We start from the raw sequence: 19,273 nt of genomic DNA, 5'->3' as shown, positions 1-19,273 counted from the left end.
TAACTTTTATCTTTAATTAAATTACTCACCCTATGAAAGGTTTTAAATTTCTAGTAATCATTGCATTAACAATCAATATATGTTGTGCTAAACCGAAGCCAATTATAGTGGCATATGTAACGTCATGGACCACTGTAATACCCGACCCTAACTATGTTACCCACATCAATTATGCTTTTGGACACGTCAATGACATTTTCAACGGCATAAAAGTTGACAATCCAAGTCGACTGAAAAGTATCGTTAGCCTAAAAGATCAGTTTCCAAATCTCAAGGTCATGATTTCTATAGGAGGGTGGGGCAGTGGAAAATTTAGTGAGATGGCGGCATCCCATGAAAATAGGAAGTCCTTTGCCAAAGACTGCCAGCGGGTGCTTAAAGAGTTCAAGCTTGACGGTATAGATATTGACTGGGAATATCCAACAAGCAATGCAGCGAAGATTTCGAACTCTCCGGATGATACCAAGAATTACACTTTGATGATGCAGGAAATCAGAGCTCAAATTGGTAAAAAAAAACTGTTAACACTGGCTTCAGCTGCGGACGCTAAATACATCGATTTCAATGCGATCTATCCGATCGTTGACTTTGTAAATATAATGGCTTATGATATGGCGAACCCACCCTATCATCACGCTGGCTTATTTAAATCTAGGTTTACCAGCGGAATTTCCGTTGATGAAGCAATTACTGCTCATGTTAATGCCGGGATGCCCATCGGTAGACTGGTATTGGGTATTCCATTTTATGGTCATGGGAGAAATGGTGTGGGTGACTACGTTGATTACAGAGACATTATAAAAATAACTAGGTTTAAGCCCATGTGGGACGAAGAAGCACAGGCCCCTTATTGGGTGAATGCTAATGGCGAATTTGTTCTAACCTATGAAACTTCAAGATCTATTGCGATAAAGTGTGAACATCTTTTAAAAAGAGGTTTGTTGGGTGCAATGTACTGGGATTACGGAGCGGATACTGACGTCGGTGATTTGCGAAAAGCGGTTCATGCTGGACTAATGAAATAGTAATTTTCCCAGATTAGACTCCCATTCGAGCGCTTGCCAACTATCCTTTACTCTTATACTCGCCTGGCTTGTCTTGGAGGCATGTCTATGCCTAGGAAGCCCTTGGTCCGGCCTTGCCAGGGGGTTGCTAGGGCCGTTAGCCCTATCAAGGCCCTAGCAAGGCCCTACCAACGCCCTAGCAACGCCCTGGTAACAACAAAGTAAAGTCGAAAATATATTAAGGTTCGCATAGCCAATTTTACTCAGAGGATTTACTAATTTTACGTTATGAGCGCTTATAAAGAGGAATGGATACAACTACTGCAGAAACAGAAGTATGACGGATGGTTGATTGCGAGTGACCGCAATCACATTTTCATCAATATTCCTGATAATCAGGACATAGAGAAGGTATTAAAGGACTTTCAGGAGCAGGTGCCGGAACTCAAAAAGAAAATTAAAGGTAAAGCGGATAAGCTTAGTTTGTTCATTGGTAATAGCGTTGACAGCAAATTTTGCGAAATTTCATAGCTTCAGATTATAGGTAGCTTTTACAACTACGATCAATAAGTACTTGTACCTATTTGTTCCTAATAGGAAACAAAATGCATAGCTGTTAGTTATTACCATGTTCTCAAAATATCGAAACTAACCAGCACACCTTGAAATCAGCAGAAAGCCTTTACGAGCGCATAGTTGAAGCGTCTCCATATCCAGTCTACTTGTGCTCGGGAGAAGATCTTGTGATTACGGTAGCTAATAACGCTGCTTTAAAAGTTTGGGGTAAAGACAAATCTATACTGGGAATGCGCTTTTTACATGCACTGCCCGAGCATACAGAACAATCCTTAATCACACTAATTCAGGAAGTCTACGACAGCGGCAAGGCTGATCAATCTATAAAGAATTCAGTAGAATTACTGTTTAACGATGAAAAAAAGATTGTGATTTATAATTACAACTTTCAGGCGATGCGCAATGAGCTTGGAAGTATTACCGGAGTGCTTTGTTTTGCAACCGACGTGACCAATGATGAACTTTTAGAGGTAAACGCTTCCAACGAGAAACTTGTCTCATCGAATGAAGAATTAGCGGTAGCTAATGAGGAGCTAATCGATATTCAGGAACGTATGCGTGAGCAGGCGATTGAAAAGCAAGTCGCCTTAGACCGATTGAAAGCCCAGGAAGGAAACATTAAAAATATGGTCAATCAAGCTCCTGTAGGCATGTGTATCGTTCAAGGCGATCCCCTTTATGCCGTTGAGGTGAACGATATATTTCTTAACCTGATTGGAAAAACGAGGGAGGAGCTTTCTGTAAATCCATTCTGGACAGTAAATGCTGAGATAGCCGTCCATTATGAGCCGATTATAAATAATGTGTTTGCCACAGGCACAAGCTTTCATGCCGATGAACATGAAATGATGTTGATTAGAAGCGGTAAAGAGGAAATCGTTAATGTAGATTTTGTATACGAACCGATGCTCGATGAGCAGAATAAGGCTTATGCAATTATGATTGTTGGAATCGATGTCACGGACAAGGTTGTGGCTCGTAAGAAGTTGCAACGTGCCGAAGAAAGCTTACGTTTGGCAATGGAGGCAGCCGGACTTGGATCATTCTCCATCAATCCAGCAACAAAAGAATTTAAAGTGTCGCCAAGTATGAAGACGTTTTTTGGGGTTGATTCAAATGAGAGTATTTCTTTTGAAACTGCAATTAATCAGATCCACGAAGACTATCGCAGCATGGTTGTAAAGAATTTAGAAGCTGTGTTTACCAATAATACAAAGTTTGACATGGAGTACCCGATTTTAGGGTATAGCGATGGGCAAACTCGCTGGGTCAGAGCCGTTGGTCGGATGCAGAACGTTGATGGAACAGAAGCTCTTACCGGGGTTTTAAATGACATCACGGAGAAACGTAAGGATGAAGAGCGAAAAAATGATTTTATAGGCATGGTAAGCCACGAGCTTAAAACGCCCTTAACCTCCATGAGAGGATATGTACAGATGCTTCTTTTAAAGATGAGGAAGCAAGATGATGAATTTGTAGTCAGCTCTCTGGAGAAGACGAACACTCAGATCGGAAAAATGACGACGATGATCAATGGATTCTTAAATGTTTCGAGATTAGAGTCGGGAAAAATACATATTGATCATAAATTGTTTGATCTAGCTCAGCTGGTAAAAGAAACGGAGGAAGAGTCACTGAATACCATTTCGAGCCATAAGATTATCTTTGCGCCAGTTGAAACTACTATGGTTAATGCAGACCGGGATAAGATCGGGCAAGTCATAAATAACCTGATCAGCAATGCGGTTAAGTATTCAGTAGCTGGGACCACTATATATGTAGCCTGTGTAACTGTTGGAACAAGAGCATTAATTAGTGTTCGTGATGAGGGAATGGGCATCAAGCCACAGGATGCTTCGAAAATATTTGAGCGCTATTATAGGGTAGAAGGAACGCAGATGTTTTCGATCTCCGGCTTCGGTATTGGACTGTATTTATGTGCTGAAATTATTCACCGTCATGAAGGCGAAATTTGGGTAGACAGCGACTTTGGAAGGGGATCGACATTCAGCTTTAGTCTCCCTGTGGTCTCCCCGGAAACCGACCAGGCCTAAAAAACAATTGTTCGTATTGCGGGTTATTGAATAAAGATTAGACATGGCAGATTTAGATGTACAAGTTAAACGGAAAAGCAGGTTTTGGCTATATGTATTGCTTATTGTAGTTTTAGGCGGTATTATCTACTTCCTACTCAATAAAAATAACACGTTTACGTCAGACAAAGCACCGACCGATTCGGTTGAAGCGGCACCATAAATTTGTAGTTCATATGACGCTAACTAAACTGAGATACATAATTACATTGACCCTCTTGATTCAAGCAGGGTGGCTTAATGCTCAACAGGCTAGTAATAGCTACTCAACCAAACAGCCCTCATCAAACGGCACGGGCAAAGTTTACATGGGCAGAGAGATTGCACAGGTAATGAGTTTTGAAGGAGTGTCCTGGTTGGAACGGAATACCAGATCAGTTGAGGAAAATACCGATTTAGCAATATCAAGATTACCGATAACTAAGAAAAGCGTAGTGGCGGATATAGGCGCCGGATCCGGCTTCTACACCTTTAGAATTGCTCCGAAGGTAAAACAAATCTATGCGGTGGAGATTCAAAACGACGCGTTGACTTACTTAAGAGAAAAAAGTAAGGGACTTAAGGTTAATAATGTGGTGGTTGTTAAAGGTTCTGAAAAGTCTCCCGAACTGCCAGAAAGCAGTGTAGATGTAGCCGTTATGGTCGACGTCTACCATGAACTGCTATTTCCAAAAGAGGTTTTGCAAGCGATTAAAAAATCATTGAAACCACAAGGAAAATTAGTACTAATCGAATATAAAGGAGAAGATCCCAAGGTTGCAATAAAGGAAGAACATAAAATGACCGTTAAGCAGGTGAGTAAGGAATTAAACGCCAATGGGTTTAAGCTCATCCAAAACGGACAATTTATGCCAATCCAACATTTTCTGGTATTTCAGAAGGAATAAAAGTTTATTATAGTTACCTAGCGACGGCCGTAACAGTCTTTTTAGTGTTAAATGAGGAAGCCCTTGCGTTATTATTATTGCATTTACCAAGCAAGGTATAGATTAATACAAAAATTATTATCGTAGATAAACAGCCTCCACCTAGTTTCTTCGCCCCCCAGGCAGCTATCAGTCCTCTAAAAAAGTTATTCATAGTTGTGTTTAAAATGCTTAACATTAACTTAGTTAAGAAAGTTTCGTGCATTGTGATTCTTTTTCTATTTTAGTAGCATGACCAAATATAAGTTTGCGCTCCTACTGTGCTTTTTAACTTTGTACAAAACCACCTCTGCTCAAGTTAAACCTTCAGAAATCTTTGGATCCTGGGTAATAAGTAGTGTTACTTTTAAGGATGGGGCCGCATTACCTGATGAAAATCTTTTAAAATACACTTTCGTAAAATATACATTTGATGAAGCAAATGTGATGTATAGCACAACCAAAGCACAGAATAGAGGTGCGTTGACCTACTATCAGATAAAAAAAGATCAACTCATTATTAACAATGCTTTAGGAGAAATCTCAAATAACTTTTTGATAAGCAAAAGGGGTACAGATACGCTAAAGATCCTTAGAAAAGGAAACAAGGGATTTGCTGATCCCGATGCGTTAATGTATACTTTTGTACGCGAAAACTTGTTTCAGCAGTCACATTTGAAAAATTTAGGTACTGATTTTACAGTTAATGGAACAGATACCGTCTACAATCAATCTTCGGCTGTTTATGCTAAATTCTATCTTCCAGCGGGCTTTGAAACGTATGCCATGGATGAACTTAAAGATAAAGTGGGGGAGCAGGGTACTGCCTTATTTCGTATGAGCTTCATTGTTGATAAAAATGGCGTGGCGGATAGCATAAAAATTATCAGGGGGATATGGCAGGCTCATGATGACATGTACCTAAAAATATTCAAGAAAGTGAAGAATAGGTGGAAACCGGCTGTACTCAATGGAAAAAATGTAGCGGTGAGGATGTTTGCTGAGGCGAAGTATGTGGCGAGCGCCATGATCCAGCCCTCAAATGTTTACACTAGTCAAGGAGATGTGTTCTATAATAACGGAAAATTTAATACTGCTGTTCAATATTATGATGCTGCCTTGAAAAATTATCCAGACAGTGAAAGTACCTTGTATAAAAGAGGAATCTGCAGACTTAGGTTGGACGATGTTCCAGGTGCGCTGGCCGATTTTAAAGCAGTTAAGGAAATGAGGGGAAACCTGCAGATTGACACTTTGATTGCGCAATACGAAAAATAGGTTCGAGCTTTATCGTGTTATATTTTACTTTATGCGGCAGTTGCTAATCGCTTGTACCCAGGTTTTGCGATTACATTTAGGGCAGTGGCTTTCAGGCCCCGGGTGCAACTGTTCAACATTGCCACAAAATGTGCAGGCATAAAGCCCAGAGTGAACAACTTTTTTGAAGCAGTTAGTAAATAATTCCGGTAGAATTGGCAGGCCGGGTTTTACGTCTTTGTCTTCATAAAAATAGACACTTAGATTGCCGGATGTCTCAAGAATTACTTTATCTATCTGTCCCAGGTGTGATATACTTTGTTGCCTTAATTGTGAGAAAAACTCATCAGTTGCAAAGTTCTCTTTTCTGAAACCTTCAATATCAAATTTCCCCTCCTTTATCAGGTACACACACTTGCCCTCCAACAGATCATCTAGCTTTGAACTCTTAGTCATTAAGAAAGTGGTAAACCGATATGCACCTACAATTACGGCGAAAACGACAATAGGTGTTAAGAGCCCTACTTCCTTATAGAACATTGGATCGCCAGCTGCAGAACCTAGACTGATTATAACGACCAGCTCGAAAATAGAAAGCTGTTTAACGCCTCTTTTACCAAGTAATCTTAAGCCAATAAGAATAATAAAGTACATGATAATTGTACGAAGGAAGATTTCTAGTAGAAACTCCAGGTCTTCTTCTCCAATAAGTAATTTAGTCCAGTCGATTGATAGCAGCATGTTTGTTATTAGTAAAGCACTTACAATAATAAAATAAATTACTTCAATTTCATCGTTGGAAAGAAGGCCAGTGATTAAGTTACAAAGAAACAGGACAGCACAGGTTGCTATTGTGAATTATAGGTTATAAACTTGTAATAACCACATTTGAACCTAAATTATGACCATCAAACGGAAAACGTCGGCAGGACTCCTCGTCTGTCTTTCTGCGTTTATTATTTTCACGGTATCTTTCACTGCCTTTAAAAAGATAGTTCCCGGACCTAAAGTTGACAAGCTGAAGCTTTTACCTGACTTTAAAGCAGAACATTTATATAGTCCTTCTGAACACAAGAATGGCTCATGGGTTGCCATGACTTTCGATGATAAAGGCAGAATGATCGCGTCAGATCAAAGCGGCTTTTTGTACAGAATCGTCATACCTCCGATAGGCGCAGACACAAACACTGTAAAGATTAAAGTGGAGAAGCTAATTATTGGCGATACGACGGTGTCGAAGATTGGTATGGGTTATGCCCATGGCTTGCTTTATGCTTTTAACAGTTTGTATGTAATGGTGAATCACAATAGTGACGACAAGTTTAAGCAGGGTAGTGGCTTATATCGCTTACAAGATACAAACGGTGATGATCAGTACGATAAAGTGAGCTTACTTAAAGCCTTCAACGGGGAGGGGGAGCACGGGCCGCATAGTTTAGTATTGTCCCCGGATGGGAAATCCATTTACATGATAGCGGGAAATTATACGGATATGCCTCCAATGAATAGATATCTGCTACCTAATACCTGGAAGGAGGACAATGCTTTTCCTTTAATTACGGATCCAAATGGTCATGCCACAGACCGTTATGCACCAGGCGCATTTGTCGCGCGTACAAATGAAACCGGTACCGAGTGGGACTTAATTACTGCAGGATTTAGAAATCCTTTTGACTTCACCTTCAATGAAGATGGTGAGATGTTTGTCTATGATGGAGATATGGAATGGGATTTCGGGACGCCCTGGTACCGACCAACCAGAATTCTTCATGCAACAAGCGGAAGTGAATTTGGATGGAGAACGGGAACAGGTACCTGGTCTCCTGATTATCCTGACAACCTCCCTGCGATGTTAAATATCGGTCCGGGATCACCAACCAATCTAATTAGCGGCAAAGACGCTAGATTCCCAGAGAAATATAGGAGAAGCTTATTGGCATTTGACTGGACATTCGGTATTATCTATGCGGTGCACCTAACGCCGGACGGAGCGTCTTACAAAACCAATGCTGAAGAGTTCTTATCTGGTCAGGCGTTGCCGCTGACAGATGGCAAAATTGGACCGGATGGCGCATTATATTTTCTTACGGGAGGGAGGAGTCTAGAGTCTGACCTGTACCGGGTGTATTACGGTGACAATTCGCTTTCGAAAGAACCACTGGTTTCGAAGCTATCTGGTGCTGACCTGGAAGCGCAAAAGTTAAGAAAGGAGCTTGAGGAGTTTCATAAAGGACCTAACCCTAAAGCTATTGAGACTGCATGGCCTAATTTGAAAAGTAAAGACAGAAATATCAGGTATGCTGCAAGAATTGCAGTGGAGCATCAACCATTGATTGAATGGCAAGGAAAGGCGCTTTCAGAAACTAACCCTGTCATATTGACCCAGGCGATGATTGCTCTGGCAAGAAACGCGGGTAAGGAAATGAATAGTAAAATGTTAAGCGCTTTGGTCAAGGTGAGATTCGGCAGCCTGAATGAGGCACAGCAAATTGATCTGATGCGTGCCATGGAACTAACATTATTACGAACCGGTCAGCCGATTGCCGCTGAAAAAATTAAGCTTAGCACCTATTTAAATGCACAATACCCGGCCAAGAGCAATGACTTGAACCGTATGTTGAGTAAGCTTTTAGTTTATATAGGAGATGACAAGGTTGTAGCCAAAACACTTTCGTTGCTGTATGGCGCAACAGATGGTGTTGGGAGTCAAAAAGTTATCGCCAATTCTACTGATTTGATCTTAAAAAATCCACAGTATGGACTTGATCTCGCTAAAATGCTATCGAAAACTCCTCCGTCGCAGCAAACCTACTACGCGGTTGCGTTAAGTGAAGCAAAGCAGGGCTGGACTCCGGCCTTACGTGAAAAGTATTTCAAGTGGTTTTATAAGGCCTTTTCTTATAAAGGAGGAAATAGTTACGTTGGCTATATTAACGCTGCCAGGAAGACCGCTTTAGCGAACGTACCAAAAGATTTATTTGCCCATTTTAACAAGATATCAGGAAATGATTTGGTAGATAATAATCAGTTGAAGTTTGCAGATGTTGTACAGCCCAAAGGTCCCGGTAAAGAGTGGAAGCTTGACCAGGCGGTTGCGGTGGTGAAGGATAGCCTGATCAACAGAAACTTTGAAAACGGAAAGATGATGTTCGCTGCAACGTTGTGCCGTTCCTGCCATAGCATTGGAGCTGAGGGCGGATCTGTCGGCCCAGATCTAACACATTTGGGAACCCGCTTTTCAGAGAAAGATATATTAGAATCAATCATAGATCCAAATAAAGTTATTTCAGATCAGTATGCAGCAACTGCTTATTACCTTAAAGACGGCAGTTCGATATTAGGTAGATTTAAGAATGAAACGAAAGATAAGATCTTCATCTCTCAAAATCCGTTCTCACCTCAAACCCTTCGTTCTATTAGTAAAAAGGATGTGGTGGTAACCTCGGTTTCGAAGCTTTCGATTATGATGCCAGGAATGATTAACAGTTTGAATAAAGAAGAGTTGAAGGACTTAATAGCTTACCTGGTCTCTGGTGGGAATAAAGAAAATATAGTTTTTTCCACGCTGAAACCATAAATTGTTACGTATGAAGTTTAATCTAAAGGTGGTTGCTACGGCTGTTTTATGTGTTTTAAGTTTCTCTGGGATAAGTCAGGAAACAGGTTTTGTCAAAATCTTTGATGGTAAAAGCTTAAAAGGTTGGAAAGGCGATAAAGAGCACTGGAAGGTAGAAGGAGGAGTAATCGTTGGGATCGTTACTGCGGAAAAACAGTTGAAGGAAAATACCTTTTTAATATGGGATGGAGGCGAGGTTGCGGACTTTGAGTTAAAAATTCAGTATAAAATTTCAAAGGGCGGAAATAGCGGAATTCAGTACCGCAGTCAAATGGTACCTGGAATCGCTTTCGGATTGAAAGGCTATCAAGCAGACATAGACGGCAAAAACGAGTATACCGGTTTGAACTACGAAGAGCGTGGCAGAGGTTTCATTGCTAAGAGAGGCGAGAAAGTAATGGTTGATGCAACCGGAAAACCAACTCTTGAACAATCATTGGGACGTTCTGACTCATTAGCCAAAGTGTTAAAGCCGAACGATTGGAACGAATATCATTTAATTGTAAAGGGTAATCGTATGCAGCATTACATCAATGGCGTGTTGATGAGCGATGCGGTAGATAATGACGTTAAACATAGGAAAAGCTCTGGTCTGTTAGGGCTTCAGGCACACGTGACTCCTGAGATGAGGGTCGAATTTAAAAACATTAGGCTGAAGCGATTAAAGTAGGAGTCGGTTTGTCTTTGACTGCGATTGTACTTCAGTAATGGTGAGGCTCTGGCAACTGACTACTAACGGTCTGCAGGTAAGTAACCGTGAATTATAAGGTCTTCTGCCGTCCTAATGTTATAATTTCCACCATTATGTAGCATTACAACCCTTGTTGAAATATCAAGTATCTGTTTATAGTGATGGTCAGTAACAATAAATCCCTTCCGTGCTTTCAAGTTAAGGATGTGCATTTTTAGCTCGTCTGCAATTAATGGGGCAAGCTGTGAAAATGGTTCGTCTAAGAGGACGAACTCACTGTCCCCATACATAACAAGCAAAGCTTCGACTAACCGTGCCTGCCCCCCCGAAAGGTTTCTTAAGGGCACATCAAGATTCTCTTTTATAATGTCTACCTGCAGAAGCTCATTTTGATATATGTTGACATACAACTTTAACAGGGTTTTAAGTTTTAATTTTCCTGGGATAAACGCACCCTGAGGCAGATAAGAGATATTACCTGTCTTGTATCCCTTGTCAATCAGCACATCATTGATCTTTAGATGTTTGTATTGAGCATTTACGCTTCCAAAAATAATCTTTAACAGCGTGGACTTGCCACAACCGTTTCTTCCCAATAAGCCGACCACCTCACCAACATCACATTTGAGGTATACGTTATTAATCACCTGGTTTACTCCATATCGGTGAGCGACGCTATCTATATATAATTCTGACATAAGTAGATTATGCTAAGAATTACTATCATTAAGGTGAAATCCAACAGGAAGAGTGTCCCAAGTAATTTTGTATAACCAATATTCATGTTTAGGTAATAGTGATGCCTATGTGGGTGTAATAATTTCTCAATGAGACCGCAGAGAAAATATCCGATACTTTTGAATAGTAAGGTTAGCATGTAGAGTGGGTATTTATCGAAGCCTTTTATCAAAAATAGGTAGGACAAATAACCGGTTACCACCAGGTTGAGCGTGATGCGCAACACGAAATGTGAGATATAGACGGTTTTTAGTTTATAATACATTCTGGACGAGAGAGATTGTTATTTTTGTTGTAATATGCTAAAAAAACTCCTGCTATCGCTTGTGCTTATGGCATTATGCAACGTAAATATTGTCTTGTCACAAAATCTTAAGAAAGACATCAACGTTCACGATCCAGTAATGATCAGGAGTGGTAGTACTTACTATCTATATTGCACTGGAAAAGGCATTACGGTATGGTCATCCTCTGATCGTGTAAATTGGAAGTCTGAACCTCCCGTATTCTCCACGGCACCCAAGTGGGCTGTCGAGGCTGTACCTGGATTTGATGGTGTGATATGGGCCCCTGACATTTCTTTTAATGCTGGCAAGTATTATCTATATTACTCAATATCCACTTTTGGCAAGAACACTTCTGCAATAGGAGTGGCAACAAACGTTACCTTAGATCCGTCCGAATCGTCTTATAAATGGATAGACCATGGCCTGGTCATTCAATCTGTCTCAGGAAAATCTCAATGGAATGCCATAGATCCAAATTTAATCACCGACAGCGATGGCAATCCTTACTTAAGCTTTGGGTCCTTCTGGGACGGGCTTAAGTTGGTTCAGTTGTCTAAAGACCGATTAAAACCCGCAGGATCGGTCGCAGCTCTGCCAACTATAGCAAGCAGGGGAGACCGAACAAACGCAATTGAAGCGCCATTCCTGTTTAAGAAAGGTGATTATTTCTATCTCTTCGCCTCGATCGACTTCTGTTGTCGTGGAGAGAAAAGCACTTACAAAATGATTGTAGGGAGGGCTAAAGAAGTTTCCGGGCCATTTGTTGATGACAAAGGAAGAAAATTAACCGAAGGGGGTGGACGGCTGGTGCTGGAAGGCGACAAGAACTGGTATGGAGTTGGCCACAATGCTGTGGCCAACTTTAATAACAAAGATTATTTAATATTTCATGGTTATTCAGCCGCAGAACATGGTACGTCAAAACTTCTGATCAGACCTTTGAAATGGCGTAAGGGCTGGCCAGTTAGTTCTGCGTTATAACCCCTGCAAAACCTCCATTTCTAACCATTTTAATGTCGAATTTATCACCTGCTTTAATAGGTACGGTCTTTTTTCTATAGTCCATAGCTTGACGACCAGCATTGATTCCATCTTCAAAATATGTCATTGTATAACTCCTGTCTTTTTCAAGAAAGTCCAGGTTTACCTGTAGATTCCTCACCTTCTCTGCGCCGTTAGTTATCCCTCCAATAAACCACTTGGTGCCCTTCCGCTTAGCGACTACCGCGACCTCGCCAACTTTCCCAGCCAATGCTCTGGTCTCGTCCCAAGTTGTGGGCACTGAAGTCATGAATTCTGTACAATCCAGATTTCTGTAATACAAAGTCGGGTTATCTGCAAGCATTTGAATGCCACTTTCGAACACCACAAAGAGTGCCATCTGATATGCACGGGTGCCGATACTTCCTGCGTTTGGTCTTTGAGCGCTGTATGATTCTGGTTGCATACTGATCATCGCACCAGGCGTAAAGTCCATAGGCCCTACAGCATTTCGCATAAAGGGTAGGAATAAGCTATTTTTAGGGTGCGTTCCGCCCATCTGCTCCATTCCTCTAACACCTTCATAAGAGATCAAATTCGGATATTTATATTCTAGGCCTGCAGGTTTAAAAGCGCCATGGAAGTCGACAAACAATTCATGTTTTGCGGCCTCTTTTGCTACCCGTTCGTAGTAATTTACCATCCATTGATCACTACGGTCCATGAAGTCGATTTTAACACCTTTCACACCCCAGTCTTTGAAAGTTTTAAATAACTCCATGTGATTATGAACCGTTAACCAGGTTAGCCACAGCACGACACCAACGTTCTTCTCTTTACCGTAACGGATCAGTTCGTGTACATCAACTTCCGGGTTTGGGGTATAAGGATCGGTCGTGCTGTTTGCCCAGCCTTCGTCCATGATGATATATTTAAGACCGAATTTGGCAGCGAAATCAATATAGTATTTATAGGTTGCGAGGTTGTAGCCTGATTCAAAATTTACATCTGGCCCATAAGGAGCCGCGTCATTCCACCATTCCCAACTAGCCTGACCAGGTTTCACCCAACTTGGATCCTTAATTACGCTTGACGAAGCTAGCTCTAAAGTCATCGTATTCTCCATAAGCTGTTTATCTTCTGTAGAAATTACGAAGTATCTCCATGGAAAGGTACGCGTACCAGTGGTTTTGGCGATGTAATCGGCTTCCTTGGTTATTTTTAAGCTGCGATCACCATCTTCTCCAAATTCCAGTGGCGCTTTAGGAAATGTCGAAGTGACCATATTCTGTCCACTTCCTTTTAGAAACAGACAAGGATAATCACTGAGATCTGATTCACTTACTAGAATCTTATATTGTTTTTTTGTATCAATTAACATTGGCAATGTACTCATCTTAGTGTTCCAGTTTTCAGAACTTACAGCCGAGTAATTTTCTTCATAAGCGGTTTTAAAGCTACCAGGTTGCTGCACATGCAGATTGTAGCTTGCAGGGAAGTTTAAAGAGACGTCTTCGTTTAGTACTTCAACCTCACCCTTTTTGCTGGTGATAAAGCGATAAGCGACCCCGTTGTTGAATGCACGAAACTCGACGGCATAGTTGCCTTTAAACGTTAGCAGCAATTTATTGTATTTAGATGTTACCGTGGAGTACTTTAAAGCGATGTAGGGCTTTATTATGCTGCTTTCGGCTGAAGCCTTGGCACTTATCAATTTCGGATTGACTCCTAAAGCATCATTCCTTAATGTCAATGACAGACTATTTTTAGAGAGAAGCTCATCTGCATTGTAGGAAACCGAGTAATGGATCCTGTCTGTCAAGTTGAGGACTACTTTGATTGCTCCTTCAGGAGATTTAAGTTCCAATGTCTTCTGTGCAAATCCACTTGTTAAAATGGAGATAAGCAAAATAGTTGTGAGGGATAGGTTTTTAAGGTTCATTTGTATTTAGTTCTGATTCTTAGCTGCTAAAGTAAAAAAAAGAGTTAATAGTTCTATTGACTAACTTGCACAATGAGTTTCTTAAAGGCGGAGTGGCGAAAGTTGATAATGGCAAACTATCGAGTTGATGCAGAAGTATTATTACCCTATTTGCCTGCAGGGACCGAACTGGATGTCTGGGATAATAAATGTTATGTGAGCCTTATTGGTTTCCTGTTTAAAAATATCAAACTGCTTGGCATTGCCATTCCTTTTCATACTAACTTCGAGGAAGTAAACTTACGGTTCTATGTGCGTTACAGAGATGCGGGTGTTTGGAAAAGAGGCGTAGTCTTCATTAAAGAAATAGTACCTAAGTATGCACTCTCTTTTGTCGCCAATACACTTTACAACGAAAATTATGAGACACTGCCAATGAAACATAGCTGGGAGACAAGCAATGATGAAATGCGGGTAGAATATAGTTGGAAGGTTCAAGGAAAGTGGCAGGCATTGAGCGTTTGTGCAGATAAAAAGTTAATGGAAATTGCAGTAGGTTCGGAGACTGAATTCATTACTGAACATTATTGGGGTTATTCCAGATACAATCAATCCGTTACTAATGAATATGAAGTGAAGCATCCCCGATGGGAGCAGTATGCGATTAAATCCTACCAAATAGATGTGGACTTTTCACTGACCTATGGAGCCAATTTTGAATTCCTAAACCATGCAGAGCCGGCTTCAATCTTTATAACTGAGGGCTCTGTTATCTCCATTGAAAGAAAAAAAGTAATTCGTGGTCCTAGTTTTCCCAGGTAAGGGACGTTATATCAAACGGCATTTTTACTCGGTTGAACTTTAAGGTCAATAAGTTTCCTTTTAAACATCCTTTGGAATCATCCTCACTGTAATTCTTAATTTTAATCTTGACTTCATCATTCTCTGAAATTAAGAAATCGAAATCAGGACTTTTATCATACAACATTCCCAGACAGGACTGATTAGATGGGTCGACCATATAGCTTAGCGAATATTTGCCTAACAGATCATCGAGGCTAAGTGCAGCTGCACTTGACTTGTAAAGTTCATACGCTTTAACGGTTTGTTTTTCCTTGATTGTTTCAACGGTGAGGATTACATAATGGCCATCACTAATTTGATAGGTCGTCAGCAAAAACCTCCCATCCGGCATATTGAGGTCAATATGATTATTTTTAAAAATATTGACTGACTTAAACACTTCATTGCTATCTACTAAGTAACCGTTTTGTTCTACGCTTCGCCGCATGTATCCTCGCTGCGCCCGAGTCCATTGCACCGCTCTACTTAATGTATCTGGCAAGATGCTGAGTATGATCATCATATCTCTGTTAGCAGTACGATCAACGTTGATTTCTTCAGGAACAATCTTGATTGTAGCATCCGATTTGCTGGTTGACGACGTGGATTTCGATGAATTTTTACAGGAGCAAAGAAGTACTGTTAGTAATAAAAAAAGCGGTAAAAATCTCTTCATTTAGTTTCGTCTTGGTTGGTCGAAGATACTAGATTCTTTATTTGGAAAAAAAATATTTATTTGACAAACATTATGACTTTTACGGGTGTTAATATTTTACTTAATTATACTTATAACTGACACACGCATTGGTTTTTAAGCAAAAAATGCTTAACTTTGTGAAAATTTTTAAACATTAATGAAGATATTTATTACAGGCCTTCCGTTAGAAGTAGGGGAAGATGAATTAACAGCCGTATTTGGTGATTTCGGTCAAGTAAAATCACTTAGAATAATCAAGGATCGTGAGACTGGTCAAAGTCGTGGATTTGGATTTGTTGAAATGCCTGTTGACGAAGAGGCAAGAGAAGCGATCAAACGCATGAATGGTGGCGATTACAACGGTAACAGAATCAAGGTAGCTGAAGCACAAGAGAAACCAAATACAGGTGGAAGTGCAGGCGGCGGCGGAGGTTTTAAACGCAACAATCGTACTGAGAAAAGCTACTAGTTAGCATTCTTGTTTATTTTAATAATTTAGAATATATAGGGCAATGATCAATGAAACTTTGATTATTGCCTTTTTATTTGCTAATTAGTTGTAGCCCTCTGATGGTTATTTTAACAAGGCACCTCGTTTGTACCTCCGTATTCGTGATTATCGCATTGCTTCAACTGACAGGGCACTTGATTGATAGCGAAGTATTAATTGTTTACACTAAGCCATTAATTACAGTTTGTCTTGCTATATTCCTAATTGCAACCACTGCTATAAAAGGTAGATTTCACAAAAGAATACTAAGTGGCCTAGTGTTCGCTTTAATAGGCGATTTACTGCTCTCAGGTGCATCTTCTAATGAGAAATACTTTAGCTACGTTATTTTTGCTTTTTCACTTTGTCATATATTCTATATACGGGCATTCTATCTTGACTTCCTATCTGCACCCGAGCTGGACAAGAAACTGGCAAGATGGACCACGATCATTGTTGCTATTTCCAGTACAGTGTTCTTCTTCTATTTAAGACCTTATTTAGGTGCCATGCGCGTTCCTGTGCTTGCATACATTCTGATAATCAGCTTATTGGTATTGATGGCTGTATTTAGAAATCAGCGAGTTAACAAACTGAGTTTTAATCTAATAGTAGTCGGGGCCCTATGCTTTGTCGCCTCCGATGCCTTACTCGCATATGATAAGTTTATCTTCAGCTTTGGCGGTTCTAAAATCTTAATAATGATAACTTATATGACCGCGCAATATTTAATAACGTTAGGGGCGGTTGAACGTAGGTTAATGATAAAAGAATAAAACTACTTCTCTTTATCTATTATTGTAAAACTTTGATTCAGCCTTTCGCCTTTGTCGTCTACTATGGTGATCACATGTTTTCCTGCAGACGGATTTATTGCAAAGTTATGGGAATGTTCTGTGGTACCAATAAAAGAATTGTCAAGGTGCCAGTATATCTTTGCGAGGCTATTTGTGTGGGTTGCCGTCAACACCATTCTTCCCCTTTGCCCATCAAATTCCAGTGGAATATAAACCCTCGCGTTGTTCTTTGGATAAATCATCTCCATCACAAGATCCCTTTCCCCACCTATACATCCTTCCATCAGAGGCGGAAGTGTTTTATAATCACTATTTTTTATTTTGTAGTAGTATTCCATAGTTGGCGGCAAAATGAACCATTTCCTATGGACCATAGTAGATACAGGAGAACAATTATCTGTAACCTGGAAGTTTTCACTTTTATCAAGATGAATAAGCTTGTGATACGGACAAATAACGGTTTTAACACCTATAGGGCTGGAAAGCTGTTCAATTTTATCTGTGCAATATTCACTTGCTTTGTAACCACTTTGTTTGCAAGTTAATATTTTCTTTAGGTTATTTTTTGGAGTTCGAAACCATTGTCCAGCTGGGAGCTGTTTGAAAATATCAAACATTACCGGCGCTGCTATGTCAATTCCCGTGAGGCCAGGTCTGCCTTCGCCGTCTGCATTACCTGCCCATACACAGACTACAAATTGAGGAGTCACTCCAATAGCCCAGGCATCTCGAAAGCCGAAACTTGTACCCGTTTTCCATGCGAGTCGCTGGGAAGAGGCAAACTGTTCCCAAAGGCCTTCTTCGCCTGGCCTCATAAGTTCTTCCATAGCATTAAAAGTATTCCAGATAGAGCCGTAGTCAACAACTGAGTTTAGCTGCGCTTCGTACTGGTCAAACCGCTTATCTCTCAAAGCATTCGCCTGGGCATATACCGGGTCATCATAGTCATGGGCGTTATATTTCCCTTGATAATCATTGAAGTGAGTTAATGATCTTGCCATTCCAAGATAAGCCTTAGACAGGTCCCACATTGTTACCTCACTGCCACCTAGAATTAAAGAAAGGCCATAATGATCGGCTGGCATATTAAGGGTGCTAAACTGAAATTGCTTAAGCTTATCGTAAAATCGCTGATATTTGTACCGCTGAAGCATTTTTACAGCGGGAACATTAAGCGACCTGCTTAAAGCACGATCAGCTGGAATAGCGCCATCATAACCAAGATCGTAGTTTTGAGGGGAGTAACCACTAATTTGCGTTGGTACATCTGCGACTAAAGTCTTTGGAAGCATAAAGCCGTCATTTAACATGCTGGCGTATAATAGTGGCTTGAGCGTACTACCTGGACTTCTGGCCGCCCGAATCATATCGACATGACTTTCCATCTCCGGATCTTCGGGCTGATAGATATTTCCTACATAACTTCGAACTGCTCCCGTCTTAACATCTAAAACAATCGCCGCAATGTTGTTAATTCCGTTTGCCTTATACCTATTGTTGTATCGTCTAAGAATTTCGATAACCTTCATTTGTAAGTCTTCATTCAAGGTAGATTTCAATCGGGTGCTTTTAATGGCTAAGCGCGATTTTTCCTGCTTAAAACGATTTAACAAGTGAGAGGCATTTTGTGGTAAAGGAAGAGGCTTCTCCGGAATGGGCTCCAGCTTTGATAGGTTAGCGGTCTGTTTATCAATCATTCCTAATTTGGTCAGCTTGTCGAGCAAATCGTTTCGCTTTCTGATAAGTCTATCAGCATTCCTACCTGGACGGACGAGGGAAGGACTGTTCGGTAATACCGCCAGTGTCGCCATTTCTCCCCAAGACAAGGTAATAGGACTTCGACCATAATACCTCCAACTTGCTGCTTCCAGACCAACTACGTTGCTTCCAAAAGGTGCATTAGCCGCATAAATTTGCAAAATTTCATCTTTTGAGTAACCGAGTTCTAAACTGAACGCCTGAACAACTTCCTGTATCTTGTGAAAAATAGTTCTGCTTTTTTTTCGAGATAGCCTAATGACCTGCATTGTTAACGTACTACCACCACTTACCACCGTTTTGGATTGGAAATTTTGACGAATAGCCCTTCCCATAGCTAAGAAATCTATGCCTGGGTGCTGGTAAAACCTTTTGTCTTCGTAGGCAGTGATGCATTTTATAAACTTTTGAGGAACGGTATCTGACACAGGGAATCGCCACTGACCGTCCCTTGCAATTGAGGCGCTAAGCAGTGATCCTTCGGCAGACTCTATTACGAAAGACGTCGGCGCCAGGAAAAGTGGCGAAGGCAGGCAAGAAATGAATGCCAGTACTAACAGTACACATAGGAAATCTGTAACGTATATTAAATACGCTTTAACATGGCTTTGCAGCATAG

General features: G+C 40.7%; 17 protein-coding genes. 12 read left to right on the top strand and 5 right to left on the bottom strand.

The features are described from left to right. Positions 1-32: 32 nt before the first annotated feature. The 6 genes from WKF66_RS14175 to WKF66_RS14150 all read left to right on the top strand — a co-directional run bounded on the left by WKF66_RS14175 (position 33) and on the right by WKF66_RS14150 (position 5,856). A complete protein-coding gene (locus WKF66_RS14175; protein ID WP_489675125.1) occupies positions 33-1,025 on the top strand; it encodes a glycoside hydrolase family 18 protein in 993 nt (330 codons plus the stop codon). Between the two features lie 267 nt (positions 1,026-1,292). After that, the gene (locus WKF66_RS14170) at positions 1,293-1,535 is read left to right on the top strand and encodes a hypothetical protein (RefSeq protein WP_489675124.1); all 243 of its coding nucleotides are present in this window, start codon (positions 1,293-1,295) and stop codon (positions 1,533-1,535) included. 131 nt (positions 1,536-1,666) lie between these two features. Next, positions 1,667-3,634, top strand: a complete 1,968-nt coding sequence (locus WKF66_RS14165; RefSeq protein ID WP_489675123.1) for an ATP-binding protein — start codon at positions 1,667-1,669, stop codon at positions 3,632-3,634. Between the two features lie 43 nt (positions 3,635-3,677). Next, positions 3,678-3,836 carry a hypothetical protein gene (locus WKF66_RS14160; protein ID WP_489675122.1) on the top strand — a complete coding sequence of 53 codons (159 nt, stop codon included), beginning with the start codon at positions 3,678-3,680 and terminating at the stop codon, positions 3,834-3,836. A gap of 13 nt (positions 3,837-3,849) precedes the next feature. Then, positions 3,850-4,560, top strand: a complete 711-nt coding sequence (locus tag WKF66_RS14155; RefSeq protein ID WP_489675121.1) for a class I SAM-dependent methyltransferase — start codon at positions 3,850-3,852, stop codon at positions 4,558-4,560. 270 nt (positions 4,561-4,830) lie between these two features. Beyond that, positions 4,831-5,856, top strand: coding sequence for a tetratricopeptide repeat protein (locus WKF66_RS14150; RefSeq protein ID WP_489675120.1), 1,026 nt, complete (start codon positions 4,831-4,833; stop codon positions 5,854-5,856). A gap of 24 nt (positions 5,857-5,880) precedes the next feature. On the opposite strand, the gene WKF66_RS14145 is transcribed toward WKF66_RS14150, so the two are convergent. Then, entirely contained in the window at positions 5,881-6,576 is a 696-nt protein-coding gene (locus WKF66_RS14145; protein WP_489675119.1) for a DUF421 domain-containing protein, read from the bottom strand. A 160-nt stretch (positions 6,577-6,736) separates the two neighbouring features. On the opposite strand from WKF66_RS14145, the gene WKF66_RS14140 reads away from it, so the two are divergent. Both WKF66_RS14140 and WKF66_RS14135 read left to right on the top strand, forming a co-directional pair. After that, complete coding sequence (locus WKF66_RS14140; protein WP_489675118.1) at positions 6,737-9,412, top strand: c-type cytochrome; 2,676 nt, start codon at positions 6,737-6,739, stop codon at positions 9,410-9,412. A gap of 10 nt (positions 9,413-9,422) precedes the next feature. Then, entirely contained in the window at positions 9,423-10,121 is a 699-nt protein-coding gene (locus WKF66_RS14135) for a 3-keto-disaccharide hydrolase (RefSeq protein ID WP_489675117.1), read from the top strand. Between the two features lie 62 nt (positions 10,122-10,183). On the opposite strand, the gene WKF66_RS14130 is transcribed toward WKF66_RS14135, so the two are convergent. Further along, positions 10,184-10,840 carry an ATP-binding cassette domain-containing protein gene (locus tag WKF66_RS14130; protein WP_489675116.1) on the bottom strand — a complete coding sequence of 219 codons (657 nt, stop codon included), beginning with the start codon at positions 10,838-10,840 and terminating at the stop codon, positions 10,184-10,186. A gap of 339 nt (positions 10,841-11,179) precedes the next feature. On the opposite strand from WKF66_RS14130, the gene WKF66_RS14125 reads away from it, so the two are divergent. Further along, positions 11,180-12,148: a family 43 glycosylhydrolase gene (locus tag WKF66_RS14125; protein WP_489675115.1), complete on the top strand. Its 969-nt coding sequence runs from the start codon at positions 11,180-11,182 to the stop codon at positions 12,146-12,148. Here the strand turns inward: WKF66_RS14125 and WKF66_RS14120 are convergent. Next, on the bottom strand, positions 12,132-14,090 hold the full coding sequence (locus WKF66_RS14120) for a glycoside hydrolase family 97 protein (protein WP_489675114.1): 1,959 nt from the start codon (positions 14,088-14,090) through the stop codon (positions 12,132-12,134). The genes WKF66_RS14125 and WKF66_RS14120 overlap by 17 nt on opposite strands. Positions 14,091-14,162: 72 nt before the next feature. Here WKF66_RS14120 and WKF66_RS14115 point away from each other — a divergent pair, with 72 nt between their 5' ends. After that, complete coding sequence (locus WKF66_RS14115; protein WP_489675113.1) at positions 14,163-14,891, top strand: YqjF family protein; 729 nt, start codon at positions 14,163-14,165, stop codon at positions 14,889-14,891. Here WKF66_RS14115 and WKF66_RS14110 read toward each other — a convergent pair. After that, positions 14,875-15,588, bottom strand: coding sequence for a hypothetical protein (locus tag WKF66_RS14110; RefSeq protein WP_489675112.1), 714 nt, complete (start codon positions 15,586-15,588; stop codon positions 14,875-14,877). The genes WKF66_RS14115 and WKF66_RS14110 overlap by 17 nt on opposite strands. A 178-nt stretch (positions 15,589-15,766) precedes the next feature. Here WKF66_RS14110 and WKF66_RS14105 point away from each other — a divergent pair, with 178 nt between their 5' ends. Next, positions 15,767-16,078, top strand: coding sequence for an RNA recognition motif domain-containing protein (locus WKF66_RS14105; protein ID WP_489675111.1), 312 nt, complete (start codon positions 15,767-15,769; stop codon positions 16,076-16,078). Positions 16,079-16,179: 101 nt separating this feature from the next. After that, positions 16,180-16,875, top strand: coding sequence for a lysoplasmalogenase (locus tag WKF66_RS14100; RefSeq protein ID WP_489675110.1), 696 nt, complete (start codon positions 16,180-16,182; stop codon positions 16,873-16,875). A 2-nt stretch (positions 16,876-16,877) separates the two neighbouring features. Here WKF66_RS14100 and pbpC read toward each other — a convergent pair whose 3' ends face one another. Beyond that, positions 16,878-19,271, bottom strand: coding sequence for a penicillin-binding protein 1C (gene pbpC / locus WKF66_RS14095; protein WP_489675109.1), 2,394 nt, complete (start codon positions 19,269-19,271; stop codon positions 16,878-16,880). Positions 19,272-19,273: the final 2 nt, after the last annotated feature.

The sequence above is a fragment of the Pedobacter sp. genome, from assembly GCF_037719805.1.
Classification (GTDB): domain Bacteria; phylum Bacteroidota; class Bacteroidia; order Sphingobacteriales; family Sphingobacteriaceae; genus Pedobacter.
Note: the sequence above shows the minus strand (reverse complement) of the source record. Positions and strands in the feature narration are given on the sequence as shown.

What these genes read in the sequence shown, in the direction of transcription:
- WKF66_RS14175 (WP_489675125.1), top strand. Translation starts at nt 33, where the DNA reads ATGAAAGGTTTTAAATTTCTAGTAATCATTGCATTAACAATCAATATA.
- WKF66_RS14170 (WP_489675124.1), top strand. Translation starts at nt 1,293, where the DNA reads ATGAGCGCTTATAAAGAGGAATGGATACAACTACTGCAGAAACAGAAG.
- WKF66_RS14160 (WP_489675122.1), top strand. Translation starts at nt 3,678, where the DNA reads ATGGCAGATTTAGATGTACAAGTTAAACGGAAAAGCAGGTTTTGGCTA.
- WKF66_RS14155 (WP_489675121.1), top strand. Translation starts at nt 3,850, where the DNA reads ATGACGCTAACTAAACTGAGATACATAATTACATTGACCCTCTTGATT.
- WKF66_RS14150 (WP_489675120.1), top strand. Translation starts at nt 4,831, where the DNA reads ATGACCAAATATAAGTTTGCGCTCCTACTGTGCTTTTTAACTTTGTAC.
- WKF66_RS14145 (WP_489675119.1), bottom strand. Translation starts at nt 6,576, where the DNA reads ATGCTGCTATCAATCGACTGGACTAAATTACTTATTGGAGAAGAAGAC.
- WKF66_RS14140 (WP_489675118.1), top strand. Translation starts at nt 6,737, where the DNA reads ATGACCATCAAACGGAAAACGTCGGCAGGACTCCTCGTCTGTCTTTCT.
- WKF66_RS14135 (WP_489675117.1), top strand. Translation starts at nt 9,423, where the DNA reads ATGAAGTTTAATCTAAAGGTGGTTGCTACGGCTGTTTTATGTGTTTTA.
- WKF66_RS14130 (WP_489675116.1), bottom strand. Translation starts at nt 10,840, where the DNA reads ATGTCAGAATTATATATAGATAGCGTCGCTCACCGATATGGAGTAAAC.
- WKF66_RS14125 (WP_489675115.1), top strand. Translation starts at nt 11,180, where the DNA reads ATGCTAAAAAAACTCCTGCTATCGCTTGTGCTTATGGCATTATGCAAC.
- WKF66_RS14120 (WP_489675114.1), bottom strand. Translation starts at nt 14,090, where the DNA reads ATGAACCTTAAAAACCTATCCCTCACAACTATTTTGCTTATCTCCATT.
- WKF66_RS14115 (WP_489675113.1), top strand. Translation starts at nt 14,163, where the DNA reads ATGAGTTTCTTAAAGGCGGAGTGGCGAAAGTTGATAATGGCAAACTAT.
- WKF66_RS14110 (WP_489675112.1), bottom strand. Translation starts at nt 15,588, where the DNA reads ATGAAGAGATTTTTACCGCTTTTTTTATTACTAACAGTACTTCTTTGC.
- WKF66_RS14105 (WP_489675111.1), top strand. Translation starts at nt 15,767, where the DNA reads ATGAAGATATTTATTACAGGCCTTCCGTTAGAAGTAGGGGAAGATGAA.
- WKF66_RS14100 (WP_489675110.1), top strand. Translation starts at nt 16,180, where the DNA reads ATGGTTATTTTAACAAGGCACCTCGTTTGTACCTCCGTATTCGTGATT.
- pbpC (WP_489675109.1), bottom strand. Translation starts at nt 19,271, where the DNA reads ATGCTGCAAAGCCATGTTAAAGCGTATTTAATATACGTTACAGATTTC.